At 50.6% G+C, this 24,612-nt stretch carries 37 protein-coding genes; 1 reads left to right on the forward strand and 36 read right to left on the reverse strand.

Annotated features, from left to right (window positions below; all coding sequences use genetic code 11):
• Positions 1 to 7: 7 nt before the first annotated feature.
• From DEALDRAFT_RS07235 to asnB, 11 genes are all read right to left on the reverse strand, one after another.
• Positions 8 to 649 carry a precorrin-2 dehydrogenase/sirohydrochlorin ferrochelatase family protein gene (locus DEALDRAFT_RS07235; RefSeq protein ID WP_008516233.1) on the reverse strand — a complete coding sequence of 214 codons (642 nt, stop codon included), beginning with the start codon at positions 647 to 649 and terminating at the stop codon, positions 8 to 10.
• 24 nt (positions 650 to 673) lie between these two features.
• Positions 674 to 1,507 carry a c-type cytochrome biogenesis protein CcsB gene (gene ccsB, locus DEALDRAFT_RS07240; RefSeq protein WP_008516234.1) on the reverse strand — a complete coding sequence of 278 codons (834 nt, stop codon included), beginning with the start codon at positions 1,505 to 1,507 and terminating at the stop codon, positions 674 to 676.
• On the reverse strand, positions 1,507 to 2,859 hold the full coding sequence (gene hemA, locus DEALDRAFT_RS07245; RefSeq protein ID WP_161598022.1) for a glutamyl-tRNA reductase: 1,353 nt from the start codon (positions 2,857 to 2,859) through the stop codon (positions 1,507 to 1,509). Before hemA ends, ccsB (DEALDRAFT_RS07240) begins: the two co-directional genes overlap by 1 nt.
• Positions 2,860 to 2,984: 125 nt before the next feature.
• Complete coding sequence (gene ccsB, locus DEALDRAFT_RS07250; RefSeq protein ID WP_008516236.1) at positions 2,985 to 3,860, reverse strand: c-type cytochrome biogenesis protein CcsB; 876 nt, start codon at positions 3,858 to 3,860, stop codon at positions 2,985 to 2,987.
• Between the two features lie 2 nt (positions 3,861 to 3,862).
• Positions 3,863 to 5,191, reverse strand: coding sequence for a cytochrome c biogenesis protein ResB (locus tag DEALDRAFT_RS07255; RefSeq protein WP_008516237.1), 1,329 nt, complete (start codon positions 5,189 to 5,191; stop codon positions 3,863 to 3,865).
• Between the two features lie 35 nt (positions 5,192 to 5,226).
• A complete protein-coding gene (locus tag DEALDRAFT_RS15960; RefSeq protein WP_008516238.1) occupies positions 5,227 to 5,595 on the reverse strand; it encodes a cytochrome c maturation protein CcmE domain-containing protein in 369 nt (122 codons plus the stop codon).
• The gene (locus tag DEALDRAFT_RS16455; RefSeq protein WP_008516239.1) at positions 5,582 to 5,698 is read right to left on the reverse strand and encodes a CcmD family protein; all 117 of its coding nucleotides are present in this window, start codon (positions 5,696 to 5,698) and stop codon (positions 5,582 to 5,584) included. Before DEALDRAFT_RS16455 ends, DEALDRAFT_RS15960 begins: the two co-directional genes overlap by 14 nt.
• A gap of 3 nt (positions 5,699 to 5,701) precedes the next feature.
• Positions 5,702 to 6,367 (reverse strand): cytochrome c biogenesis protein, encoded by a 666-nt coding sequence (locus tag DEALDRAFT_RS07265; protein ID WP_008516241.1) that lies wholly within the window; start codon positions 6,365 to 6,367, stop codon positions 5,702 to 5,704.
• Between the two features lie 66 nt (positions 6,368 to 6,433).
• On the reverse strand, positions 6,434 to 7,123 hold the full coding sequence (locus DEALDRAFT_RS07270; protein WP_008516242.1) for a heme exporter protein CcmB: 690 nt from the start codon (positions 7,121 to 7,123) through the stop codon (positions 6,434 to 6,436).
• Complete coding sequence (locus tag DEALDRAFT_RS07275; RefSeq protein WP_008516244.1) at positions 7,098 to 7,760, reverse strand: ABC transporter ATP-binding protein; 663 nt, start codon at positions 7,758 to 7,760, stop codon at positions 7,098 to 7,100. Before DEALDRAFT_RS07275 ends, DEALDRAFT_RS07270 begins: the two co-directional genes overlap by 26 nt.
• A gap of 178 nt (positions 7,761 to 7,938) precedes the next feature.
• Positions 7,939 to 9,762 (reverse strand): asparagine synthase (glutamine-hydrolyzing), encoded by a 1,824-nt coding sequence (asnB, locus tag DEALDRAFT_RS07280; RefSeq protein WP_008516246.1) that lies wholly within the window; start codon positions 9,760 to 9,762, stop codon positions 7,939 to 7,941.
• A 187-nt stretch (positions 9,763 to 9,949) separates the two neighbouring features.
• Here asnB and DEALDRAFT_RS16870 point away from each other — a divergent pair, with 187 nt between their 5' ends.
• A complete protein-coding gene (locus DEALDRAFT_RS16870) occupies positions 9,950 to 10,105 on the forward strand; it encodes a hypothetical protein (protein WP_008516248.1) in 156 nt (51 codons plus the stop codon).
• A gap of 219 nt (positions 10,106 to 10,324) precedes the next feature.
• Here DEALDRAFT_RS16870 and DEALDRAFT_RS07285 read toward each other — a convergent pair whose 3' ends face one another.
• The 25 genes from DEALDRAFT_RS07285 to map all read right to left on the reverse strand — a co-directional run bounded on the left by DEALDRAFT_RS07285 (position 10,325) and on the right by map (position 24,603).
• Positions 10,325 to 10,657, reverse strand: a complete 333-nt coding sequence (locus DEALDRAFT_RS07285) for a CGGC domain-containing protein (protein ID WP_008516251.1) — start codon at positions 10,655 to 10,657, stop codon at positions 10,325 to 10,327.
• Positions 10,658 to 10,761: 104 nt separating this feature from the next.
• Positions 10,762 to 11,106, reverse strand: a complete 345-nt coding sequence (locus DEALDRAFT_RS07290) for a type II toxin-antitoxin system PemK/MazF family toxin (RefSeq protein WP_008516253.1) — start codon at positions 11,104 to 11,106, stop codon at positions 10,762 to 10,764.
• Positions 11,100 to 11,372 (reverse strand): ribbon-helix-helix domain-containing protein, encoded by a 273-nt coding sequence (locus tag DEALDRAFT_RS07295; RefSeq protein ID WP_008516255.1) that lies wholly within the window; start codon positions 11,370 to 11,372, stop codon positions 11,100 to 11,102. Before DEALDRAFT_RS07295 ends, DEALDRAFT_RS07290 begins: the two co-directional genes overlap by 7 nt.
• A gap of 160 nt (positions 11,373 to 11,532) precedes the next feature.
• Complete coding sequence (locus DEALDRAFT_RS07300) at positions 11,533 to 12,744, reverse strand: cytochrome c3 family protein (protein ID WP_008516257.1); 1,212 nt, start codon at positions 12,742 to 12,744, stop codon at positions 11,533 to 11,535.
• Between the two features lie 100 nt (positions 12,745 to 12,844).
• Positions 12,845 to 13,585, reverse strand: a complete 741-nt coding sequence (locus DEALDRAFT_RS07305) for an NYN domain-containing protein (protein WP_008516259.1) — start codon at positions 13,583 to 13,585, stop codon at positions 12,845 to 12,847.
• 196 nt (positions 13,586 to 13,781) lie between these two features.
• Positions 13,782 to 13,955 (reverse strand): hypothetical protein, encoded by a 174-nt coding sequence (locus tag DEALDRAFT_RS16875; protein WP_008516261.1) that lies wholly within the window; start codon positions 13,953 to 13,955, stop codon positions 13,782 to 13,784.
• 75 nt (positions 13,956 to 14,030) lie between these two features.
• Entirely contained in the window at positions 14,031 to 14,252 is a 222-nt protein-coding gene (locus tag DEALDRAFT_RS07310; protein WP_008516263.1) for an SHOCT domain-containing protein, read from the reverse strand.
• 126 nt (positions 14,253 to 14,378) lie between these two features.
• Entirely contained in the window at positions 14,379 to 14,609 is a 231-nt protein-coding gene (locus DEALDRAFT_RS07315; RefSeq protein ID WP_008516264.1) for an SHOCT domain-containing protein, read from the reverse strand.
• 278 nt (positions 14,610 to 14,887) lie between these two features.
• The gene (locus tag DEALDRAFT_RS07320) at positions 14,888 to 15,202 is read right to left on the reverse strand and encodes an AzlD domain-containing protein (RefSeq protein WP_040378656.1); all 315 of its coding nucleotides are present in this window, start codon (positions 15,200 to 15,202) and stop codon (positions 14,888 to 14,890) included.
• Positions 15,190 to 15,873 carry an AzlC family ABC transporter permease gene (locus DEALDRAFT_RS07325; protein WP_008516266.1) on the reverse strand — a complete coding sequence of 228 codons (684 nt, stop codon included), beginning with the start codon at positions 15,871 to 15,873 and terminating at the stop codon, positions 15,190 to 15,192. Before DEALDRAFT_RS07325 ends, DEALDRAFT_RS07320 begins: the two co-directional genes overlap by 13 nt.
• Before the next feature lie 89 nt (positions 15,874 to 15,962).
• The gene (gene rpsI, locus DEALDRAFT_RS07330; protein ID WP_008516267.1) at positions 15,963 to 16,355 is read right to left on the reverse strand and encodes a 30S ribosomal protein S9; all 393 of its coding nucleotides are present in this window, start codon (positions 16,353 to 16,355) and stop codon (positions 15,963 to 15,965) included.
• Between the two features lie 21 nt (positions 16,356 to 16,376).
• Positions 16,377 to 16,808 (reverse strand): 50S ribosomal protein L13, encoded by a 432-nt coding sequence (gene rplM, locus DEALDRAFT_RS07335; RefSeq protein WP_008516268.1) that lies wholly within the window; start codon positions 16,806 to 16,808, stop codon positions 16,377 to 16,379.
• Between the two features lie 126 nt (positions 16,809 to 16,934).
• A complete protein-coding gene (truA, locus tag DEALDRAFT_RS07340) occupies positions 16,935 to 17,675 on the reverse strand; it encodes a tRNA pseudouridine(38-40) synthase TruA (RefSeq protein ID WP_008516269.1) in 741 nt (246 codons plus the stop codon).
• A 22-nt stretch (positions 17,676 to 17,697) separates the two neighbouring features.
• Positions 17,698 to 18,495: an energy-coupling factor transporter transmembrane component T family protein gene (locus DEALDRAFT_RS07345; RefSeq protein WP_040378705.1), complete on the reverse strand. Its 798-nt coding sequence runs from the start codon at positions 18,493 to 18,495 to the stop codon at positions 17,698 to 17,700.
• 2 nt (positions 18,496 to 18,497) lie between these two features.
• Positions 18,498 to 19,355 carry an energy-coupling factor transporter ATPase gene (locus DEALDRAFT_RS07350; protein WP_008516271.1) on the reverse strand — a complete coding sequence of 286 codons (858 nt, stop codon included), beginning with the start codon at positions 19,353 to 19,355 and terminating at the stop codon, positions 18,498 to 18,500.
• Positions 19,346 to 20,176 carry an energy-coupling factor transporter ATPase gene (locus DEALDRAFT_RS07355; protein WP_008516272.1) on the reverse strand — a complete coding sequence of 277 codons (831 nt, stop codon included), beginning with the start codon at positions 20,174 to 20,176 and terminating at the stop codon, positions 19,346 to 19,348. The genes DEALDRAFT_RS07350 and DEALDRAFT_RS07355 overlap by 10 nt, the downstream gene beginning before the upstream one ends.
• 98 nt (positions 20,177 to 20,274) lie before the next feature.
• Positions 20,275 to 20,613 carry a 50S ribosomal protein L17 gene (gene rplQ, locus DEALDRAFT_RS07360; RefSeq protein ID WP_008516273.1) on the reverse strand — a complete coding sequence of 113 codons (339 nt, stop codon included), beginning with the start codon at positions 20,611 to 20,613 and terminating at the stop codon, positions 20,275 to 20,277.
• A gap of 14 nt (positions 20,614 to 20,627) precedes the next feature.
• Positions 20,628 to 21,572 (reverse strand): DNA-directed RNA polymerase subunit alpha, encoded by a 945-nt coding sequence (locus DEALDRAFT_RS07365; RefSeq protein ID WP_008516275.1) that lies wholly within the window; start codon positions 21,570 to 21,572, stop codon positions 20,628 to 20,630.
• A gap of 64 nt (positions 21,573 to 21,636) precedes the next feature.
• Positions 21,637 to 22,266, reverse strand: a complete 630-nt coding sequence (rpsD, locus tag DEALDRAFT_RS07370; protein ID WP_008516277.1) for a 30S ribosomal protein S4 — start codon at positions 22,264 to 22,266, stop codon at positions 21,637 to 21,639.
• Between the two features lie 19 nt (positions 22,267 to 22,285).
• Positions 22,286 to 22,681, reverse strand: coding sequence for a 30S ribosomal protein S11 (gene rpsK / locus DEALDRAFT_RS07375; protein WP_008516278.1), 396 nt, complete (start codon positions 22,679 to 22,681; stop codon positions 22,286 to 22,288).
• A 22-nt stretch (positions 22,682 to 22,703) separates the two neighbouring features.
• Positions 22,704 to 23,075 (reverse strand): 30S ribosomal protein S13, encoded by a 372-nt coding sequence (rpsM, locus tag DEALDRAFT_RS07380; RefSeq protein WP_008516280.1) that lies wholly within the window; start codon positions 23,073 to 23,075, stop codon positions 22,704 to 22,706.
• A gap of 67 nt (positions 23,076 to 23,142) precedes the next feature.
• Positions 23,143 to 23,256, reverse strand: coding sequence for a 50S ribosomal protein L36 (gene rpmJ, locus DEALDRAFT_RS07385; RefSeq protein ID WP_008516283.1), 114 nt, complete (start codon positions 23,254 to 23,256; stop codon positions 23,143 to 23,145).
• Positions 23,257 to 23,278: 22 nt separating this feature from the next.
• A complete protein-coding gene (gene infA, locus DEALDRAFT_RS07390; protein WP_008516285.1) occupies positions 23,279 to 23,500 on the reverse strand; it encodes a translation initiation factor IF-1 in 222 nt (73 codons plus the stop codon).
• Positions 23,475 to 23,804: a KOW domain-containing RNA-binding protein gene (locus DEALDRAFT_RS07395; RefSeq protein ID WP_008516287.1), complete on the reverse strand. Its 330-nt coding sequence runs from the start codon at positions 23,802 to 23,804 to the stop codon at positions 23,475 to 23,477. The genes infA and DEALDRAFT_RS07395 overlap by 26 nt, the downstream gene beginning before the upstream one ends.
• A gap of 46 nt (positions 23,805 to 23,850) precedes the next feature.
• The gene (map, locus tag DEALDRAFT_RS07400; RefSeq protein WP_008516289.1) at positions 23,851 to 24,603 is read right to left on the reverse strand and encodes a type I methionyl aminopeptidase; all 753 of its coding nucleotides are present in this window, start codon (positions 24,601 to 24,603) and stop codon (positions 23,851 to 23,853) included.
• Positions 24,604 to 24,612 lie beyond the last annotated feature (9 nt).

A 24,612-nucleotide genomic window follows, 5' to 3' on the forward strand; every position in this document is an offset into this window, starting at 1 on the left:
AATAAAATCATTTTGTATGTTGGATAATTTCTGCTATCCGTCTATCCAAAGCGGCGCGGCCGCCCTGGTGGATGGTTGAGAGTAAATCTTCTGCGGCCAGAGCGGTAAAGATGCGTTTGCGCCGGGCCGAATCCGGTATTTGGTCCAGGACCTGGGTGCGGGCCTGGCCTAAGGCGGTGAGCAGCTCACCGTAGGCTTCGTCGAAATCGTTTTCCAGTTGGCGGCGGATTTTTTTGGCCATGGCCGGCAGGGTGCCGCCGGTGGAAACGGCGATGGTTAGCGGTCCGCGCCGGATGGTGGCGGGGACGATGAAGTCGCACAAATGTGGAGCGTCTGCTACGTTTACGGGGATACCATCTTCATGGCAGTGCTCTGCCACCAGTTGGTTTACCTGGTGATTGTTTGTGGCGGCAATCACAATAAAGGCGTCGGCCAGAGACTCCCTGGTGTAGGGACGGCATATGGCTTCAATGCGGTTTGTATCGGCCAGTGTCTGCAGTTCGGGAACAATTTCCGGACTGATTACACGGACCACGGCATCGCAAGCCAGAAGCGCCGCCACTTTTCGTGCTGCCACGTCTCCTCCGCCAACGACCACACACTGCTTGTTTTTCAGTTGTAGGAATACGGGATAATAGTTTTTTTCCATAATCACCTTGTAACAGCATTAATTTTAATAAAAGGGATACTGGTGCATGCCTGAGGCAAAGATGAAGCGCACCACCACGTAATTAAAGAGGACGGTGGCAAAACCGAAAGAATTGAGCATGGCCACTTTGCGACCCTGCCAGCCGGAGGCCAGGCGGGTGTGCAGGTAGGCAGCATAAATGATCCAGGTGACAAGGGACCAGATTTCTTTGGGTTCCCAGCGCCAGTACGCTCCCCAGACATTTTGCGCCCAGATGGCGCCCAGGATGATGCTGATGGTCAGCAGGAAGAATCCCACTGAGACCAGTTTGTGGATGTAGAGATCCAGCGCATCCAGGCTGGGCAGTTTTTGTGTGATGGTGGAGAACTTTTTCTTTTTTAGCTGGTTATCTACCAAAAGATACATTAAGGAAGTGACAAAGGCCATGGCAAAGGTGCCATAGGCGATGATTACGGTGACAATATGGGTAAAGAGCCAAAAGCTTTTGATTCCCGGCAGCAGTTCCACCCTTTCAGGAGAAACGAAGAAGGCAAAAAAGAGGATGAGAAATAAAAGTGGTGCACTGAAATGGTATATGGAGCGGAAACTGTAGGTGCGGTCCAGGAAGATGGGAACCAGGGCCGCGGTCCAGGTGAGAATCAGAAGCGTTTCGTGGAAAGTGTACAGCGGTGCGTAGCCGTAGGTGATGCCGCGGCCGATAATGAGGATGGTAAGTGCGGCAAAACCGGCGATTAGTAGTTTACGGGCTATATTGAAAAGATCTTTCTCAGCGGAATTGAGGTCGATAAGAAACATTACCGCCGAGGCAAAGAAAAAGCAAATTGTTAACGTATAAAATGCTAAACCGATGTTTTCCACTAGTGATGCGCCCCCTCTGCCTTACTGCCCGCTGCCTCTTCCTGTTCTTGCGGCAGGCGGGGCTGAAGTTCGCCGTTTGGACCTTCTTCCAGGTCAAACAGCTGGCAAAGCGATGCTACGTAGAGGTCGCTGTTTTCGTCTAAGGCAAATTCTTTGATGCGCAGCACCGGTTCGCGTAAAATCCTGTTGACAATGGCTTTGGTGAGGTTTTCCACATGCTTCTTCTCTTTGTCGCTTAAATTGGCCAGGCGTTTGCCCAGGGAAACTTCCAGTTCCGTTTTGCGGATGGATTCCGCTTTGCGCCGCAGGGCGGCAATCAGCGGGGTTACTTCCTGGGTCTTAAACCAGATCTGGAACTCGGAGATTTCTTCTTTCATAATCAGGCGGGCTTTGACCGCTTCATGTTCCCGGTCCTTTAGGTTGGAAGCCACCACCGCCTGCAAATCGTCGATGTCGTAGAGGTAGATGTTTTCCAGATCGTTAATCTTGGGGTCGATGTCGCGGGGAACGGCGATGTCGATGAGAAAGATGGGTTTGCCACGCCGGGCCCGCATGACGGAAGCCATTTCTTCTTTATCCAACACAAAATGCGGCGCACCTGTGGAAGATATCACAATATCAGCCTGAATTAAACAGTCGCGTCGCTTTTCATAGTATTCTGATACGCCGCCGAAGCAGGCGGCCAGTTTGTCGGCCCGCTCCTTGGTGCGGTTGACAACGATTACTTTTTTAACGCCCTGGTCATAGAGATGACGCAGGGTCAGCTCACTCATCTTGCCGGCACCGAGAATCAGGGCGGTGCGGTTATCCAGGCGGCCAAAGATTTTTTTGGCCAGCTCCACGGCGGCATAGGAAACGGAGGCGGCGTTTTGGTTAATGGCCGTCTCGGTCTGCACCCGCTTGGCGGCGGTAACTGATTGCCGGAAGAGAGCATGGAAGGTTGAGCCTACCGTGCCGGCCTCGGTGGCCTTGGCGTAGGCGTCTTTAACCTGGCCCAAAATCTGTGTTTCCCCCAGAACCATGGAATCCAGGCCGGCGGTAACGGTAAAGAGATGTTCCACCGCTTTTTCCTGGGCGTGGATATAAAGGTTGGGCCGCACTTCATCGGTGTCGATACCCTTAACCTCGGAGAGCATCTGCATAATCAGCTGGGTGATGGTTTGCTGATCTGCGCCGGTGGCGTAGATTTCCGTGCGGTTGCAGGTGGTAAGAATGGCACACTCGGAAATACCGCTATTTTCCCGGCAAAAAGCCAGGGAGCGCTCCAACTGGCTCTCAGAGAAGGCAAGCTTTTCACGTGTTTCCACGTGAGCTGTTTTATGATTGATACCAATAATAACGATTTCTGTCACCTGTAACACCCCAAAATCCTGTATTCGCCAGGCGGCGTGTTGCTTAATCAAGGTAAGGTTACGGCGCGGCAGGCATATCCTGCCGGCGCCGCTTCCCTGTTAACTTTAGTGCGCTTTTTTATGGCTTAACCGAAGGAATGGATACCGCTAAGCAGCCAGGCTACGCCTACCCAGGTAAAGACCATGCAGACCCAGCCCACCACAACCAGTGTCACGGTGCGGAAACCGGTCCAGCCGCGGGTAAAGCGGGCGTGGAGATAGACGGCAAAAACAAACCAGGTAATGAGGGACCACATTTCTTTGGGGTCCCAGGCCCAGTAGCGGCCCCAGGAGGTATCGGCCCAGATGGCTCCGGTGATGATCATGATGGTCTGGAACAGAAAGCCAAATACTGCACCGCGGTACATATATTCTTCCAACACTTTTGGCTTGGGCAGTGACCGGCCCAGGCCCGAACCCTCACCCAGATAGGTTTTAACCAGCCACATGATGGCGGCGGCAAAAGCCAGGGTGAAACCGGCGTAACCCAAAACGGAGGTGGTAACGTGATAGGTGAGCCAGGGAGACTGGAGCACCGGACGTAGCGCAGTGTGGGTACGGTTGATGGTAACGGCGGGAATAATGTTGGGGATTACGGTGAGATAAGCTACATAGATCATAATCAGGGGAGTCATAAAGGCGCCCACCGAATAATATTTTTCTTTCAGACGCCACTCGGTCCAGACGTAAATCAGGGCGCTGCCCCAGATAAACAGGTTGCCGAATTCATAGTGGCCCACAAAGGGAACACGCTGCACGTTAATGCCGCGGGTAATAATAAAGGCGGTATGAATCAACAGTGTTACACGCAGGATGATGGAAGCAAAGGGGCCCCACTCCGTCTTACCAAACAGATTGGCCAGGTAACCGATGGTGGCCAACAAATAACCGACTGCCGCCAGGGTGAATAACGTATTCTCCAGCTGTACGGCCTGCTGGGATACTTCTATCAGACCAGTCATTATTACTCTTCCTCTCTGTCTTGAATTTCTGTCTCGATGCGTTCCATGACCTGCTCAATGCCCAGGCGGTTACGATAGCCGCGCCCACCAATAAGAAGTTGGGACTTTTTCTCGTCGTAGACGGCATAGAACCGGCGCGGGAAGAGGAAAAAGCTCATATACAGGCCCACTACCATTAACACAGAACCGATAAACAACCAGGGACGGCCCAGGTTCTTGGCAATGGAGAATACGGCAGCCACATCGAAGTCGGTCATCATTACTTCAATTTCGCCGGCAGCGGTTTCAATGATTTCCGGCTCATTTATCTGCATAAACACCGAGCCACTGCGCTGTCCGTTTTCCACCAGAATACCGGCGGTTACCGGACGCTGCGGATCGTAGTTTACGTTAACAGGAGTGCCGTCGGGGCGCATGGAGAAGTTGGGGAAAAACTGCATGATTTGAATATAATTTCCCTGATCATCAATGGTCACGCGGTCGCCTTCAAAGTAAAGGTCGGTCCGCTCTTCACCTGTTTCCAGATCCCGTACCGTGATGATGGGTAGGTACATGAAAGTGGAGTGGTAGATGGTGGTTCCTTCAAAACGAGCCGGTTCGTTAATGGCCACGGTGCCTTCATAAATAGGACTTCCAGCGCGGGAAACCGTCATGTCGGTGTAGACCCGGGGACGGACTGTGGGGTCGTCTTCCTGAACCATGGTCACATCATGAATGTCCACGCGGAAGTTGCCCTCCTGGACAAAAAAGTTACCGCCGGCCCAGCCGCCGTTTCTGGCTTCAAAACCGGTGAGGCCGCCGTACATGGCACCAAGGAGGATTAACAGCAGGCTCAAATGAGTTACAATGGAGCCAAAGTAGCCGTATTTTCCTCTTTCCCCGAAAATAGCGGTGCCTTCAGGCCCTTCTTCCACGGAGACTTTTAGTCCGTTGGCATTAAATGCGCTGGCGGCAATATCCAGCGGATCATACTCGGCATCTTTGTCATGCTTCATGTTGAAAGCACGGCTTACCTGCATTTTTCTGATGGTATCTGCTTTCATAACCCGGTTGGGGTTTAGCGCCTGCCGCTTCAGCGGACCAATGCGCTCCACGGTGCAGAGCAGCAGGTTCAGTGAGGCAAAGCCCATGATGCCCAAAAACCACCAGGTATGGTAGACGTTATCAATAACCGTTTCATATGGCGTCAAGGTAGCATAAATTGATACCACAGCCAAAATCAGCAATAGAATTATACCAAGCTGCATGGAGCCTAGAAAATCAACGATCTGTCTTACTGGGTTATCCGGAGTTTGTTGTTGTTCCGGTGTGCCCGGTGTTTCCTTAGCCAAGGTTATCCCTCCAAAGATAGTTTGTTAGCTGGAGATTATTCTTCTTCCGGTGCGTATTTGGACGGGCACTTAACCAGGATTTGGCTGGCCACAAAGTCGTTGTCGTCAAATTGGCCAACAACCACCACATTGTCCGCCTCAAAAAGGTTGGGAGGCATATTGCCCTGATGGGTTACACGCTGTGTTTCCCCGGCCAAATCCTCCAGTTCAAAAGACCATGTTTCCAAATCATGTTCAATCACAGTACCTTCAAGAGCCACGCCTTTTACCTGGACGTTACGGGTAGCTTCCCGGGCTTCTGCAAAGGTAATATAGGACTCAAATGCCGATCTGGCGGTAAAACCGATGCCTACGGCAAAGACCAGCAACAGCACTACCAAAATGATCTTATCATACTTCTTCACGGCGCTCAGCCTCCCGGACTTTAAGATCTACACGCAACAGATACAGGAACAATCCAACCCAGGTAATAACGGTAGCAGCTAAAACATACCCCATTTCACCCATACTTTAGGCCCCCCTTTTCATAGCTTGCTTATAGAGCAGATTTTCCAAACGAACCTGCACTTTATACATCCAGGCATAAAGCGCAGTGAAACCGGCAAGCGATGCTAAAAACACCACCAGCACTTCACCACTCATAACAGATACGCCTTCGCCTGCCCCAATCAGGTCCGGATGTAGTGAATAGTAGATACGCGGTACGATGAAAACAAGAAAAGGTACGGTAATAAATGCCAGGATGGAATATACCGCCGACAGGCGGGCCCGTCTGTCCGAATCAGGGATAGCGCTGCGCAGCACGAAATATGCGGCATAAATCATTAAAAGTACTGCAATGGATGTCTGCCGGGGATCCCAGTTCCAGTACACACCCCAGGCGGCATGACTCCAGATTGCCCCGGTAACTGTGGCCAATACACAAAAGATGGTGCCCAGTTCGGCGTTAACCTGTGCTTTGCGGTCCAGGGCGATGTCACCTTTTTTCAGGTAGCCGATGGAATTCACCATGGCCATCAGATAGGCCAGGACGGCAACCCAGGCAGCGGGGACATGGTAGATGATAATGCGGGCAGTCTCACCGGTGGCACCAAAGCCGGGAATGGCAGGTACATACACAAATGAGGCAATAACCACCGCTGTCATCCACAGGCCCAAAATTACTTGCCAGATCACTCTTTCTTCCCCTCACTTTCTGTAGATGTTTAGATTCATTTTCTCAGGTGCTATATCGGATGTTGTCTATTCGTTCCAGACATACTCAAATAATAATAGCGAAGCCACAATAGCCACACCGTTGTAGAAGAACAGCATCCACAAATCGGGCACTATGGCTGCCGGTGCATCTCCTCCCAGCGCCACCCGTGTGGCGTTAATTGCGCTAAACAACAGCGGCAGCAAAATGGGAAAAGCCAAAACAGTCATCAGCGATCCTTTGGCGCCGGCTTTGGAGACGATGGCGGCCAAAATGGTGCTGGCGCCGGCCAGCCCCACACTGCCCAGAAACACGGTGGCCAAAAGGCCAAGAGGCAATGGAACTGAAATATTTAGCATTACCAGATAAAGCGGCAGAATTAACACCGTCAGACTAAGCAGTAAAAAAACGTTAAACAGATATTTGCCCAGCAAAACCGGTTCCGGTTCCGCCGCCATTTTCAGGGCAATCACCGTTCCCGATTCTTCCTCCTGCACAAAGGTGCGGGACAAGCCGGCCATGGCGGAGAAGAACAGGATAATCCAGAGTAGTGCGGCAGTAATATTGATGGCGTCATCTCCAACCAGAAAGCCTCCCACGGAGAAACTCACGGTCACCAGGGTGGTGACGGCAAACATCACCAGAGCGCTATAGGCATAACGGGTGCGAAACTCCACCCGCAAATCTTTTTTCAAAACAGCTATGCCATGCTTAAGCCAGGGAAAGAGTCTGATCACCGTAGGACACCTCCTCTGGCTCATTGGTGGCCATTATAACTATTCCTTTTTCCTTTTGGCGCTTAATAATGCGGTCCACCAGCGCCACGCCTACCTCGTCCAGGTTGGAAGTGGGTTCGTCTAAAACCAGAATGTGCGGCTCATGCAAAAGAGCGTAGGCATACTTCATGCGCTGCTTCATACCGGAAGAATAGGTGCCCACAAAATCGTGGCCGCGTCCTTTTAACCCCACAAACTCCATCATTTCCCGGGCTCTGTCAATTGTAAAGGGCAAGCCCCGTACTTCGGAGAAAAACTCCAGGTTCTCCACCGCGGTCAGATCATCATAGAGCTGCAGATCCGGTGAAACCAGACCCAGCTGAGCACGCTTTTCTGCCGGGGTCAGGACTTGACCGTCTATGATATAGTCCACTTGTCCGGATGTGGCAGGAATCAGTCCGCACATAATGCGCAAAAAAGTGGTTTTGCCGGCACCGTTGTGGCCCAGCACCACAAAAACGGAACGGTCGGGTATTGTAACTGTGACATCTGTGAACAATTTGCGAATGTGGTAAGCTTTGCTCAGATTTTTGATTTCAACCCTTGTCTGCAACCCGTCACCGCCATTCTTGTGATTGTTAGCACTATTTACTACCATAGATTATACCACCCGCCCCTACTGCAAACGTGATAAATCTGTGTCCAATATCGTAATTTTTTCAAACTGTTTGTACCAAATGGCACAAAAGAAAAAAGCGCATTCAGCGCCTTTTTTTAGTTTCGAGATTGATTGCTATTTTCCTTTAAAAATTTAAGAGAATTTTAATATTGACAATTTAATCTAAGAATTTTAACCGCCAGAGAGCAAAAATGACAAGAGTCCATAATTTTCGGCTGTTATCGGCCCTTCCGGCCTTGTGGTCTTCGAGTAATTTTTTGATGTAATCCAGGTCAAAATACTGCCCCAAGGCAGGATCGGAAAGCAGGCTGGCCACATCTTTGGCCAGCGGGCCGCGCAGCCAGACCCGGGTGGGCACCGGAAAGCCACGCTTGGGCCGATTCACCGCCGAGGGCGGCACCAAATCGGCAAAGGCCTGACGCAGGGTGATTTTTGTCATCTGGTCTTTAATCTTGTATTTGGTGGGAATGGTGGAAGCAAATTCGAAGACATGGTGGTCCAGATAGGGAACCCGCAGCTCCAGGGAATTGGCCATGGTCATCTTATCGGCCTTTACCAGAATATCGCCGGTCATCCAGGTATGGATATCGATATACTGCATTTTCTGCACATCATCATAGTCCGCTGCTTCTTTATAATACGGAGCGGTAATAACAGTGGCCGGCGGGAAATTCTTCTGTTTGAGCAGTTGCGCTTTTTCAACTTCATTAAAGATATAAGCATTGCCGAAATAACGCTCTTCTATGGGGGTTGCCGCGCGGCGCACATAGTTTTTTCCGGGCAAAAACCCGGGCATTAAGCTATGCGCCGCTTTCAGCAGCGGACGCGGTAAACCGGAAAGCGGGCGCAAAGCCTGGGATTCGCGATAAATGCCGTAGCCGCCAAACACTTCATCGGCTCCTTCACCGGACAGGGTTACAGTAATATTTTTGCTGGCCATCTTCGCCACAAAGAATAAAGAAATAGCCGCAGGATCTGCCACCGGATCGTCAAAGTGCCAGACCAACTGGGGCAGGTAGTTCCAAAACTCACCGGGGGGAATGCGGTATTCATGGTGGTCTGTTTCCAGGTAAGTGGCCGACTCCCGGGCTTCATTTAATTCGCTGTAATTTTCATCTTCATAACCCACACTGAAAGTGGAGACCGGTCCCAGCTCCCGCAACAGACCCACAATCACCGTGGAGTCGATGCCGCCGGAAAGAAAGGCACCTAAAGGAACATCGGCCTGGGTATGCAGCTTCACCGATTCCCGCATAATCTCTCTGGTGCCTTCCAAAAACTCTTCAAAGGGCACATCTTCTTTTGGATTAAAGGTGGGCTGCCAGTACCTGGAGAGGCTTAGCTTGCCGTTTTGCCAGATAAAGGTATGGGCCGGAGGAATCTTATAAACACCGGCAAACATGGTTTCCGGTTCGGGAACGTACTGAAAGGTTAAGTAATGGGGCAGCGCCGCTTCATTTACTCTGGCAGTAAAATCAGGCAGATTGAGGAATGCCTTGGATTCGGAGGCCAGCGCAAAAGTGCTGTCCGTTTCCGTATAAAACAGCGGCTTGATACCGAAACGGTCCCGGGCGCCAAAAAACAGATCCTTCTTTTTATCATAGATGCAGAAAGCAAACATGCCCCGCAGCTTTTTGACGCAATCCATTCCTTCTTCTTCATATAAATGCAGCACCACTTCACTGTCGGCATCACTGCGGAAATCATGCCCCTTTTCTATTAACTCCTGGCGCAGTGGCTTATAGTTATAAATTTCCCCGTTAAATACCATGGCAAGAGTAGCATCTTCATTAAACATGGGCTGCCTGCCCCGCGGCGATAAATCAATAATCTTCAGGCGCCGAAAGCCAAGTGCCACATGGCCAATTTCTGCAACATCCGCATCGTCGGGTCCGCGGTGGCAAAAAGTACTCGTCATGGCCTCCAAATCCCTGGATACAGGTTGGCCCGATTTATTCCAAATCCCTACAAATCCACACATAAGAAGCTCCTCCTGTCTGAAACTATGCTAAAAAAAATGGCCCGTTTTTATGATATGCCAAATCATCCCTTACGGGACTAACTTTTCATTGATTCTCCATTTTGGGAACAAATCCTTTAATATTCCCGTATAACAAAAAGGATTCCACAAAAAATAAAATATAAACGTTAAGGAGGTGGCTTAAACTTTGCATCATACCAAAGACCATGCCCAATTTGCCAGCCTGTCGGACAAAGATCTGAACAAAATCCGCGAGGCAGAAAAGTTTCTTAACTCCCAACCGGACCACAGCAGTGAAGAAATTATCCTGCTGGCCTACAAACAACCACAACCCCACAGATGATAAAATAAACAGGGTTTGCGTCGCAAACCCCAACAAAAAAGCTGCCGGTGCATTAACGCACCGGCAGCTTTTCCTCGTGGACAGAGGGACAGGTTTATTTGTCCACACCTGAGACAAAGGGGACCCTCTGCGAGGACAGGCAGGTGTTTTTGTCTCACTTGTCCATTTGGCCCCGGTCCACACCTATCTGTGGACGGGGGGACAGGTTTAACTGTCCACCTAGTGATGTGTACCCTCTACGATTTTTACACCCAGTTTATCGATGGTGTTTTTGATTCCATCTATGTGCGGACATTTTGGATAGTCTTTGTCCAAAAGCATACAGGAACTGAGATGTACGGTGGTAAGCCCGCTTTTAAGTAGTGACTTTATCAGCCTGGATACCCGCCGGCCTGAACACCCGCCACAGGTAATAAAGCCGATTAACTCCGCATCCTGGGGTGTGTCTTCAAAATGCACCCGCCGAGCATTCAGTGCTTTTAGGCAGCCCGCTCCCGGACATACTTCCGAGACAATCTCACAGCGCAGCACAGCTATTTTTTCTTTCTCCATAATTCTCCCCCCTTACTCTAGTCTATTGTAGCGTGTAGGGAACGATAATTACCGTGATACATATCACGCGTTTAAGAGAAAAAACGGCAAGATGCCGTAAACGTTCAGGGGATGAATTTGGCAAGCGCTTCTCTGATTGCTACCTGCAATTTTGCAGAAGCAACCTTTCCACATTGTTCTCCCAGGCGATTTTTAGCAATAGTGCGTATTTGATGTGCCATAACAACAGAGTCTTTGGGCAATCCCGTAACTTCTTTGGCAAGGAAAACTTCTGTGGGATATACTTTACCTGAAGACCGCAGCGAAGTGAGGGGTAAAACGGCAACCACCGGCAACCTCTGATTTACTGTCTCCGAAGAAACTACTATTACCGGCCGCATTCCTGCTTGCTCTGAACCCACCACAGGGTCAAGGTTCGCCCAAAAGATACTCCAACGGTACTCTACCATTTTGGCATTCTCCTGGACATCTCCGCATCAGCATAGGCAAAATCTTTTTCTGCCTCTTCTATGTCTTTGATAAATTCCGGATCATTGGCTGCTTTATCCATCTCCCGGGCAAACTCCTCTTCCTCAAGCGCAGTTATATATTGTTCTATTGCTTCACGGACAGCTGCGTTAGCAGAGGGGATTTTTTCTTCGTCCGCATAAATCCGAAGTTTATTCAACAGCGATTCGGGTAAAGTGAAAGTTGCTTTTTTTTGCTTTTCCTTCACTATAACACCTCCCATGGCTACATTATAAATAATACTTGTAATTTTAACAATATATTTTTACAAGTAACATGCATTGCCCTAATGCAACGGCTGCATGTACTTTATAACTTCCGGTATAAATTGAACAACCGCCTCATGTGGAGGCGGTTGTGGTTTTCAGCTAGTCGATATCAGATGGAGGGACGGCCATGGGGATAACGTCATCATTGGGATTACCCACGCCACCGGGAAAGAAGGTATGGGTTCTGATATCAGGAGTGTTACTGCTCATGGCCCTTAGGGGCATTATCTCGTCAATATCAAAGGTCTCGTCGTGGCATTGGGCACACAGTTCATCAAAGCTGTCGGCCGTGAGGCTGTTTTCACTGTGCGGGTTATGACAGTCGATGCAGCTCATGGCTGCAAACTTTTCGTTATTCTGCTCCAGGTCATTATAGGCCATACGGTGTGAACGGGCAGCACCGTCGGCAAAGAAACGCATACTGCCTTCTTCTTCCCTGTCGTAATACCCTTCCGTTTCATCATCGATTACCATCCGCCAGACGTTTTCACCGGTGGCCAAACTCAGAGGCCGGGTTACATCCCTCAGATCACCACCAACTTGGTAACCCACCGGATCTTCCCTGCCTTCTAGCTCCACATGTCCGTTGTTTCTGGCATGACAGAAGCCGCAAAAATCATTCTGCGCCTGGGTGCTGTGGTCACGCGGATTCTGAATGTTATCAGCGGCAGGGCTGCCTGCGTGAATAGATCCGGGCCCGTGGCAAGCTTCACATCCCACACCAAGCTCGGCGGTGACCGATTCCAGACGGTAGTCATCAGCGGTTCTGTCTAAATTGTTGGCAGCTTCCAAATCAAAGCCGGTGGCATGACAGGCCAAGCAACGGTCTTCATAAATCCTTCCCGCACCATATACATAGAGTCCGGGACCGTCTGCTCCCAGCGGATAGTACTGACTTTGCAGAAAGGCAAACCCTTCTTCTGTTTTCACCACAAAACGTTGTTTCCAGCGCTGGCCCACCACATACTGGATTTCATCCAAAGATTCAATGCGGCCATGGCCACGGCCTATTTCCACAAACTCACTCTCAGGATCAGCCAAAGCCTCTTCTAAGGCTGCTGCGGCTTCCGGCCAGATTTCATCTGCTTCCTGAATCATATAAGGGTGTTCTGTCTGCAACCAACCGGCATATGCTTCACTGTGACAGCCCTGACAGGAGTCACTGCCCACATATTCGGCCTGTGCCACCTGTTCGCCATTTCCATTCTCCGGCGGAACTTCCGGGTCCGCCTCTCCATTGGGCAGGACGAAAACAGCAACCAAAACAAGCACCCCAATTAAGACTGCTCCAATAATAACGCTTTTAGTCAAATTCAACCACCCCAGTCATAATATTCTTTCCCAGTAGTATTTACCCGACACACTAAATCTAAACAATAAAAAACCCGGACAATGTCCGGGCAAATTGTGGCTATGCTTTATTTTTAATAAAGTAATGGGTGATATGCGGGTTACTGGTTCTGCGGGGCTGGATCTCAAACTGCTTTAAAGATGAGATAAGCGGAGTCAGCTTAGAATGCCCATAGTTTCTGGTATCAAAATCGGGGTAGCGCATGTTTAGCTTTTTGCCCACTTCTCCAAGAAAGGCCCAGCCGTCTTCGTCGGAGCTTTCTGTGACGATGATTTTTATGGATTCAATTAAATCATCAATATCTGCCAAGCCATCTTTTTGGGTTTCCGGCTTTTTTCCTTTAGGTTCGTCGGAAGCTGCGGGAATTGCAGCCAGAACTTCCAGGTACTTAAATTTCTCACAGGCAGCGATAAATGGCGTGGGTGTCTTTTTTTCACCCATACCGATCACATACATCCCCGCTTCTCTTAAACGGGCTGCCAGCTTAGTGAAATCACTGTCACTGGAAACAATACAAAACCCGTCCACATTCTCTGAATAGAGAATATCCATGGCATCAATAATTAATGCTGCATCTGTGGCATTTTTACCCGTTGTGTAACTGTACTGCTGAATGGGGGTAATAGAATAGTTAAGTAAGACATTTTTCCAGGGCGTAAGCTGGGGTTTTGTCCAATCCCCGTAAATTCGCTTATACGTGGGTGTGCCGTGATTAGATATTTCATCAAAAATATACTTTATGTATTTTTCCGAAACATTATCGGCATCAATTAAAACTGCTATTTTCCTGTCATTTTCCATAAGTTCCTCCTCATTTAGGCCTCCTGATATAGTCAAAATCAAATACTGGATTGTCCTTCCTTATTTACTGCCAATTATTAGTATAATCGTTATCACACTATTTTACAATGTTTAAAGGCTTTTGAGCAAAAGGATGTCGGGCCTGACCCAAAAAAAGAGACGCGCAATTACGCGTCTCTTGGTTAGTGGGGGCTTTTTACTGTTGGGTCTCTTCGATGTCAATCAGGCCTTCTTCGTGCAAAGCCATGATCACATCTTTGACATCCGCTTTTTGATCCGGGGGGAGAGTTTGGACAAAAGCGTCAATCTGGTCTTGTTCTACTTTCTTTGTTACCTTTAAGTTCCCAACCATGAATGTATTTCCAGCCAAAAGTCAGCCCTCCTCATACTTTTGTATGTTTATTTTTTACCTTGAGGAGGATAATATACAGTTGAATTTTTTTCTCTATTTTGACTTTAACAGATTCTTTTTCCTGCGCAGGTATTCTTCATCATCTATTTCACCTTTACTGTAGCGCTCATCCAATATTTCCAGTGATTTATCCGAGCGCTTGTCATTACCACTCAGCGCTTTAACCACAAAATAAACAATGGCTGCAATCAATACTATCCAAAACAGCATCATCAGAATTCCTCCAAACCACATCCCGTGACCGTACCACATCATGGATAAACCTCCTTTTGTCTTGTTACAGCGATTGTATCATAGTTATATGTAGATTCTATGGAGACAAGTCATCATTAATTTTTTGTATATAATTAACCTAAAACACCGCAGTTGCGGTGTTTTAGGTTATTCCAGCAGATTCTTTTTTTTGCGCAGGTACTCCTCATCGTCAATTTCACCTTTGCTGTAGCGCTCATCCAGGATTTGCAGAGATTTTTCCGTCAGTTTATTTTCCGTGCGTTGCTTTGTGCTATTTCGGTCCAGTGCTCTCACCAGCAGGTAAACCACAAATACCAGTACTACCAGACCAAACAAATTCATAAGTATTGCTCCAAACCACATGCCATAGGACATCATAAAAAGCCCTCCTTATAGCCTGTATATCCCTTTATAAAGATATATGCGGTACAGCTGGAGGGCAGTATTATTTTCGGCATTTCTAAGAATTTATTAATGGCGGCACTATTAAAGCAGATATCCTGAGGAAGGCACCGTGTCGCATGGAGAAAAGTGGACAAATAAACCTGTCCCTCTGTCCACGTGAGACAAAATCACCTGCCTGTCCTCGCAGAGGGTCCTCTTTGTCTTAAAATGATTAATAACATTAAACCTGACCCCCAGGGAAGTGGGGGTGCTTAGAGGTGTTGGAGGATGAGGACTACGGCCATGCCGATGGTGACGGTGAACATCATGTTTTTGGAGCGCCAGGCTACAAGGAAGGCGGGGATGCTGGCCAGGAGGTAGGCGTTGTTTAGGGTGAGGTGGATTTGGCGGTCGGCGGTGAGGATGCCGGGGACGATGAGGGCGGCCAGGACCGCCACCGGGATGTAGCGCAGCCAGTCGATGACGATTTGCGGGATTTCCAGGCGGGTCAGCACATACATGGGTAAGAAGCGGGGCAGGTAGGTTACCACCGCCATCCCTAAGATAATCAGCATTATCCTTTCCATTTTTCCACCATCACCCCTAACGTTGCCGTTGTCATTGTGGCCAGCATGATGTACCAGGTGCCGGGAATATAGAGGTAAAATAAGAGCGAAAGGGCACCGGAGACTAACGCGGCCATTAGCAGTTTCTTCTCGGTAAGCTGTATGACTAGTAAGAAGATAAACATGGCATAAAGGGCATATTCCATGGTCAAAACTGCGTTGGTGCTGGTGAAGAAACCGCCAAATATTCCGCCTAAGGCGCTGCCGCTGACCCAGCCGGCGTACGCTGTGCCAAAGAGGCCCAGCATATAAAGGTGGCTTTTTTCCCCTTCATTTAGTTCACAGCAGCCCACCGCATAGCTTTCGTCGGTGAGCCAAAAGGAGAGCAAGGGCAGAGATTTCCGGGGAAATTTCTGCAGGTAGGTGGAGATGGAGGCGCTCATTAAAAGATGGCGCAGGTTCACCAAAAACACGGTGGCCACAATGGAGGCGGCGCCGGCGCCGGCGGCCAGCATGCTCACCGAGATAAACTGGGCGCTGCCGGCAAAGACCACCACCGACATCATAACGATGAAGGGCAGGCTGATGCCGGCCAGGCTGGCCAGCGCTCCGTAGGCAAAGCCTAAAGGTAAATAGCCCAGCACGATGGGTATGGCTTTTTTTGCTCCCGCTGTCAGCTGTTGTGTACTCATAGAGTTCCTCCGCAGTGAATACAAAAACACCAGTCCATGCTTGCACAGAACTGGTGATTTTTGTTTTAGAAAATTTATCAAACACCCTATTATCTCTTGGAGAACTGGGGTGCGCGTCTTGCTTTCTTCAGACCGTACTTCTTCCGTTCCGTCATACGCGGGTCACGGGTCAGGAAACCGGCGCTTTTCAAAGCGGGACGGTAACCTCCTTCGGTCTTTAAGAGAGCACGGGCGATACCGTGACGGATTGCACCGGCCTGGCCGGTGGTGCCGCCGCCCTCTACTCTTGCAATTACGTTGAATTTTTCACCGGTTTCTGTCAGTTTCAGCGGCTGACGAACGATCAGCTTCAGCGTCTCCAGACCGAAATAGGTGTCAATGTCTCTGTCGTTAATAGTAATTTGTCCGTTACCGGGAACCAGACGAACGCGGGCTACAGCGTTCTTTCTGCGGCCGGTACCGTAATATTGGGCTTGTGCCACTCAAGTTTCCTCCCTTCTACCCTAAAATTCCCATACTTCGGGTTGCTGGGCTTCGTGCGGATGCTCGCTTCCACCGTAGATACGGACCTTTTTCAGCATTGCCCGGCCCAAGCGATTATGGGGGAGCATTCCTTTTACCGCCAGCATTACAGCCCGATCGGGCTTGGTGGCCAGCAGTGTGCCGTAAGAAACCTTTTTAATCCCACCGGCATAACCGGAGTGACGGTAATGAAATTTCTGTTCGGCTTTCTTACCGGTCAGTACAACATCAGAAGCGTTAATGACGATGACGTGATCACCGGTATCAACGCTGGGTGTGTAAATGGGTTTATGTTTGCCGCGTAAAATGCGGGCAACTTCAGTAGCCAGTCTACCCAACGGCTTACCGGCTGCGTCAACGATATACCATTTGCGTTCGATTTCGCCGGCTTTGGGCATATAAGTGGTACGCATGTTTTCCCTCCTTGCTCAAAAAGCTCTGGGCAAAGCGCCGTTAACGGGGCAGGAAACGACGATTTGACACAAAGATATTTTATAACAAACTGTCGGTCACTGTCAAGCAAAACTAGTAGACAACCGTTATTTCTTGTTGTATTCTACCTCACGCAGCACCAGGCCATGCGCCGGGACGGTCCAGCCGGCCCGATGGCGGTTTTTGGCGTCAATTACCGGGCCCAGATTGTGGTCACGTTTGCCGCGGCCCACTTCTATCAACGTGCCGGCAATAATGCGCACCATGTTATAGAGAAACCCGTCGGCGGCTGCGGTGATGGTAATGTAGGGCCAATTAATTTCCACATCCAGGCGGTACAGATTACGGACCGTGGTTTTTACCGAACTGCCGCTGGCCATAAAGGAAGTAAAATCATGTTTGCCCTGCAGCGTGGCCGCCGCCTGTTTCATCAGGTTAGCATCCAAAGGAAAGCGGACATGATAAGCATGATGGCGCGAAAGGACCTGCGGGTGTGCTCCGTTATCGATGGTGTAGGTGTATGTTTTGCCCACCGCATCAAAGCGGGCATGAAAAGAGTCGGAAACAATTTCTGCTGCATAGATAACAATGTCTCGGGGCAGCACCGCATTTAAGGCATGGGGAATTCTTTGGGGCGGAATCCCGGTTTGGGCAAAGAAGTTAATCACCTGTCCTGTGGCATGAACGCCGGTGTCGGTGCGGCCGGAGGCGGTGATGCGCACTTTTTGACCCATTACCTTTTCAATGGCTTCTTCCAGTTTTTGCTGAACGGTGACGGCGTTTTTTTGCAGCTGAAAACCGTGATAGCCGGTGCCGTCGTATCCCAGGGTCAGTTTAATATTTGGCAAAAGAGTACCCCCCTTTGCACACTTAGATTCCAAGCAAAATCAGTCCCACAAGAATTACCGTGCTTGTAGCAATGGCGGCGTAGTCCCGTGGCGCCGCCACCAACTCCCGCAGGCGCGTGCGCCCTTCACCGCCGCGGTAGCAGCGCGCTTCCATGGCCACCGCCAAATCGTCGGCCCGGCGAAAAGCGGAGACAAAGAGGGGCACCAAAAGCGGCACCAGGTTCTTGGCCCGTTTAAAAACACTGCCGCTGGTAAAGTCAGCACCGCGGGCCATCTGCGCTTTCATAATCTTTTCGCTTTCTTCCATCAGGGTGGGGATAAAGCGCAACGCAATGGTCATCATCATGGCAATTTCATGGGACGGCACACCGATTTTAGTTAAGGGTTTCATCAGGTATTCCAGCCCGTCTGTTAAAGCAATGGGTGAGGTGGTAAGGGTCAGAAGTGATGTGGATACCACCAGAAAGATAATGCGAAAAACCATGAAGAAGCCCAGATATACGCCTTGAGATTCTATGGATAGGGGTCCGATCTGCAAAAGCACTTCCCCGCCCCGGGTCATGAAAAAGTGGACCAACAGGGTAAAAAGGGTGATGAAATACACCGGCCGCAGGCCGCGAAAGAAGTAGGGCAGCGGCAGCTCTGAAGTTAAGAGCAGGGCAAAAAGGATTCCTGCCAGGGCCAGATAGCCCAGAAAGCTCTGTACCGCAAATATGCTGACGATAAAGATGATAAGAGCAATAAACTTGGCTCGGGGATCAAGACGGTGCAAAACTGAATTGCCGGGGATAAACTGACCGATGGTGATACTTTTGAACATACTCATTTTCTGTTTCCTCCCAGCATGGCCAGGATGGCTTCTTTGGCTGCGGGGACGGTAAAGATATCGGTGGGCACATCTTTGCCCGCCTGGCGCAGCCTGTGCATCAGGATGGCCATCTGCGGCAGAGCCAGCCCCATATTCTCCAGGGTAAGAGCATCGGCAAAAACTTCCGCCGGAGTGCCGGAGGTTTTAATTTCGCCGTCGGCCAGAACCACCAGGCGGCCTGCCCGGCTGGCCACATCCTCCATGCTGTGTGACACCAGCACAACGGTGAGGCCGTGCTGGGTGTGGAGCTTATCAACCTGGTCAAAGATCTCCCCTTTGCCGCGGGGATCCAATCCTGCTGCCGGTTCATCCAGGATAATGACATCCGGTTCCATGGCTAAGACGCCGGCCATGGCCACCCGGCGCATCTGACCGCCGGAGAGGGAAAAGGGTGAACGCCGGGCAATCTCCCGGGAGTCAAGGCCCACCAGAGTCAGTGCTTTCTCCACCCGCTCTTTTACCTCTTCTTCTGTCAGGCCCAGGTTTTTGGGGCCAAAGGCCACATCGGCATAGACCGTCTCTTCAAAGAGCTGATGTTCGGGAAACTGAAACAAAAGCCCTACCCTGCGCCGCAGAGCGGCCAGTTCGCCTTTTTCCGTCACATCCCTGCCCTCCAGCAGTACGCGGCCCGTGGTGGGGCGCAAAAGCCCGTTTAGGTGCTGGACCAGGGTAGACTTACCGGAGCCGGTCTCACCGATTACAGCCAGATATTCGCCCTGCTCCACTTCCAGGTTAGCATTTTTTAGGGCCGCCGTTTCAAACGGGGTGCCGGGCATATAGGTGTAATTGACATTTTCCAGTTTTAAGAGCATAACCTCTCCACCAGTTCATCCACCGTCATCACATCCGAGGGAATATCAATTCCGGCCTGCTGCAAATCCTGCACCAATTCCGCCACCGGCGGTACATCCAGGCCAATGGCGCGCAGTTTATCCGTTTGTTGGAAGATTTCGCGCGGTTTGGCATCTAAGACAATGCTGCCTTGCTCCATAATTACCACCCGGTCTGCAGCCACAGCTTCTTCCATAAAGTGTGTGATATAGATAACGGTAATGCCTTCCTCTTTGTTTAACCGTTGTACAGTTTCCAGTACTTCCCGCCGGCCGCGGGGGTCCAGCATGGCGGTGGGTTCATCCAGTATCAGGCAGCGGGGACGCATGGCAATAACACCGGCAATGGCCACCCGCTGTTTCTGTCCGCCGGAGAGCAGATGCGGTGCATGGCGGGAAAAGGCGGTCATGCCCACCGCCTGTAGCGCTTCATCCACCCGACCGCGAATCTCCGCCGAGGGTATTCCCAGGTTTTCCGGGCCAAAGGCCACATCTTCTTCCACGGTGGTGGCTACTATCTGATTATCCGGGTTCTGAAAAACCATGCCGGCACGTTGGCGAATCTGCCAGTGATCAGCTGCGTTGGCGGTGGATTGGCCCATTACCTGCACCTCTCCTTCGGAGGGTAACAGCAGGGCGTTAAAGTGTTTGGCCAGAGTAGATTTTCCTGAGCCGTTGGGGCCCAGAATCATCACAAACTCACCTTCTTGTATGCTGAGGTCTACGCCGCGAAGAGCCCACGCGTCTCCGTTTTCATCATTTTCATAGCAATACCCCAAATTTGTTGTGCGGATAATTTCCATCGACTCAACTCCCCACTTACCGCAGATGCCGAAAAAGGTTTAAGTACAAAGAAAATCGACGATTTAATGTCGATTTTCTTCTGATCTTTGTTTATTTCTTATACCAATTCCAGGATAGCCATCGGCGCTGCATCACCACGGCGGGGTCCAAGCTTCAGGATGCGGGTGTACCCGCCCTGACGCTCTTCATAACGCGGGGCGATTTCATCAAAGAGCTTCTTTACTGCTGTTTCATCCAGCATGTAGCTCATTGCCTGACGCTTTGCATGCAGGTCGCCGCGCTTGCCGAGAGTAATCATCTTTTCGGTAATGCTACGGATTTGTTTGGCTTTGGCTTCCGTGGTTTCAATTTTTTCGGCGAGAATCATGGATGTGACCAGGTTGCGCAGCATGGCGCGGCGATGGTCGCTGCGACGGCCGAATTTGCGTAAAACCATGGCTTCTCCCTCCTTTACTCGTTGTCGCGCAGGTTCAGTTGTAATTCTTCCAGCTTATGCTGAACTTCCTCGAGAGATTTCTTACCAAGGTTGCGAACTTTCATCATTTCGTCCTCACTCTTGTTCACCAATTCCTGCACGGTATTGATTCCTGCCCGCTTCAGGCAGTTGTAAGAGCGAACAGACAAATCCAGTTCTTCAATGGTCATTTCCATTACCTTGGTCTTGTCGTCCTCGTCCTTCTCATCCAGGATTTCCACTTCATCAACCTTTTCTGTAAGGTTAACAAAGAGGCCCAGATGCTTGGAAAGGATTTTGGCTCCCAGGCTGATGGCTTCGTCGGGACGGATGCTGCCGTCGGTCCAGACATCCATGGTCAGCTTATCATAGTCGGTATGCTGCCCTACGCGGGTGTTTTCCACCTTATAGTTTACTCGCTGGATAGGCGCAAAGAGTGAATCCACAGCAATGACACCGATGGGCTGGCCCGGTTCCTTGTTACGTTCTGCGGGAACATAACCGCGGCCGTTGACGGCGGTGAGCTCCATATAGAGCCGTCCGCCTTCTTCCAGCGTGGCGATGTGCATATCCGGATTCAGGACTTCCACATCGGCGGGAAGCTTGATATCGCCTGCGGTTACCACGCCCTGGCCTGCAGCCACAACCACCAGGGTCTGCGGCTCGTCACTGTGAATTTTCATCGCCAGTTGCTTCAGGTTTAGGATAATTTCAGTGGTATCTTCCAGAACGCCGGGGATGGTGGAAAACTCATGGAGCACATTTTCAATTTTCACATTGGTTACAGCGGCTCCGGGCAGTGAAGACAGCAAAATCCGGCGTAATGCATTGCCGAGAGTTATGCCGTAGCCACGCTCCAGAGGCTCAATTACAAACGTACCATGAGTATTGTCTTCATTGCTGTCGACACGCTCAATTCTGGGCTTCTCGATTTCAATCAAGGTTCTAAACCCTCCTTCTCGATTCCATTACCAAACGCGAGGGTACTTCGTTTTTCCTCAGGGATTAACGGGAATAAAGCTCGACGATGAGGTGCTCAGCAATGGGGATATCGATTTCTTCGCGGGTCGGCAGGCGTAATACTTTGCCGGCAAGATTTTCCCGATCCACATTTACCCATTCCATGGTGCCCTGAGTCCGCATTAACTCGGCCAGGTCCTTAAAGCGACCCTTGTCACGGCTTGCTTCCCGGACAGCCACCACATCGTCGGGACGAACCTGGTAAGACGGAATGTCTACCTTGCGGCCGTTTACGGTAAAGTGACCATGCTTCACAAGCTGGCGGGCCTCCGGACGGGAAAGGGCAAAGCCCATGCGGTAAACCACATTGTCCAGGCGGGACTCCAGAATTTGCAGCAGGTTCTCACCGGTGATGCCTTTGCGGCGATCTGCCTCTTTGAAATATTTGTGGAACTGACTTTCCAGCACACCGTAGGTACGGCGGGCCTTCTGTTTTTCACGGAGCTGTAGGCCGTATTCAGATACTTTGCCGCGACGACGCTGGCCGTGCTGGCCAGGGGCATACGCTCTGCGATCCACAGCACATTTTTCGGTATAGCAGCGCTCGCCTTTTAAATAAAGCTTTAAGCCTTCACGGCGGCACTGCCTACAGACTGATCCTGTGTAACGTGCCAAAAAACTGCACCTCCTTAGGTTAAACTCTGCGCCGTTTTGGTGGACGGCAGCCATTATGCGGGATAGGTGTAACATCTTTAATCAGGTTAACTTCCAGACCGGCGGCCTGCAGGGAACGAATCGCTGCTTCACGGCCGGAACCGGGACCTTTAACGAAAACTTCTACTTCTTTCAAACCATGTTCCATAGCGGCTTTGGCGGCATTATCCGCTGCCATCTGAGCCGCAAACGGTGTGGACTTCCTGGAGCCTTTGAAACCGACGGCGCCGGCACTGGCCCAGGAAATGGTGTTGCCCTGCAAATCAGAAATGGTGATGTGAGTATTATTGAATGTGGAGAAGATATGGGCCACACCATGTTGAATATTCTTACGCTCACGCCTTCTGGGGCGTGCTGCTTTTTTGCGTGCTACCAAGGAATTTCCCCCCTAACTTAGCTTACTTTTTGCGCCTTACACCAACGGTGCGCTTCGGGCCTTTACGGGTGCGGGCATTATTCTTGGTAGTCTGCCCACGCACCGGCAATCCTCTGCGGTGGCGAATGCCGCGGTAGCTGCCAATCTCCATCAAACGCTTGATGTTCATGGCCACTTCACGGCGCAGGTCGCCTTCCACCTTGTAATTCTTGTCAATATATTCGCGCAGCCTGTTAACTTCATCCTCCGTTAAGTCACGGACACGGGTGTCCATATTCACGGCGGACTGTGACAGGATGTCTTGTGACGTCTTGCGGCCGATCCCATAAATATAGGTAAGCGCAATTTCCACGCGCTTTTCGCGCGGCAGATCGACTCCGGCAATCCTTGCCATAGGATGTGCACCTCGCTTTCTTTTCACAAACAGATATTATTTCCAAAATTTAGCCTTTTATGCAAAGTTAACCCTGTTTTTGCTTATGCTTCGGGTTCTCGCAGATCACCATGACTTTGCCTTTACGCTTGATGATTTTGCATTTTTCGCAAATCGGTTTCACAGATGGTCTGACTTTCATCCCAAAACCTCCTTCTTGGCGTCTACTTATATCGGTAGGTTATCCGCCCACGTGTTAGGTCGTACGGAGATAATTCCACCAAAACCCTGTCCCCTGGGAGGATTCGGATAAAGTGCATGCGAATTTTTCCCGAAACATGGGCCAGTACCTTATGTCCGTTTTTTAGCTCCACACGAAACATTGCGTTCGGCAGAGGTTCGATGACCGTACCTTCCACCTCAATGACATCTTTCTTCTTTGACATCAGGTTCATTTCCCTCCCTTTCTCCCCGAAAATGGCTGTTTCCAGTCATTTCACGAATCGCCCCGGCAATCTCCTCATCGCGCGCCTTGCGCCGCTGTATTTTCTTAGCCAATACATCCGGGCTTTGTTGGCGTGCCTGCAGATGACGGAGATTTTTCTTCTTCGGGCTTTTCAGGGGTCGATTTAAACCATTGGCAACCAGGACATGATTGGGTTCCAGGATGCCGACTACCAGGTAATGTTCCCCGGCATCACGGCCTGCAAGCGAATGGACCAGTGTTCCCAGTTTAAGGGGTTGAGCCATTCTTCCAACCTCCCCAATTACTTGTCAGGATTCTCCCGGTAAACATTTAAGAGTCTCCCAGAGCGGTAAGGATTTCCGGAACTTTACCGATGGCCACCGTATGCTCAAAATGGGCGGACCATTTACGGTCCAGGGTGACAACCGTCCAGTTATCCTGCAGTGTTTCCACCTGCCAGGTTCCGGTATTTACCATGGGCTCGATGGCCAAGGCCATACCGGCCTGCAGCCGCGGGCCACGACCCGGCTTACCGAAATTGGGGACCTGGGGCTCTTCATGCATCTGGTTACCGATGCCGTGTCCCACGTAATTGCGAACAACGGCAAAGCCGTTTTCCTCCACATACGTTTGCACAGCGTGGGAAATGTCCGTGAGGTGGTTCCCTTCCACGGCCTGAGCTATGCCCAGACGAAGCGACTCCTTGGTGACCCGAATCAGGTCAAGTGCTTCCGGGGCCACATCTCCCACTGGAAATGTGGCGGCAGCGTCACCGTAATAGCCCTGATAAACAGTGCCCACATCGATGCTGATGATGTCACCGTCTTTTAGCCTGCGCAGGCTGGGGATTCCGTGCACCACTTCCTCGTTGACCGAGGCACAAATGGAGGCGGGGAATCCGTGGTAGCCTTTGAAAGCAGGGGTGCAGTTGGCTCTACGAATATGGCGCTCGGCGATTCTGTCCAGCTCAAGAGTGGTAATCCCGGGGCGAACAGCCTTTTCCATCTCCCGCAGTACTTCTGCCACCACGCGGCCTGCGCGGCGCATTAGCTCCAGCTCCCGTTCTGACTTAATGGTGATCATGCCGACCTC

The sequence above is a fragment of the Dethiobacter alkaliphilus AHT 1 genome, assembly GCF_000174415.1.
GTDB lineage: Bacteria > Bacillota > Dethiobacteria > Dethiobacterales > Dethiobacteraceae > Dethiobacter > Dethiobacter alkaliphilus.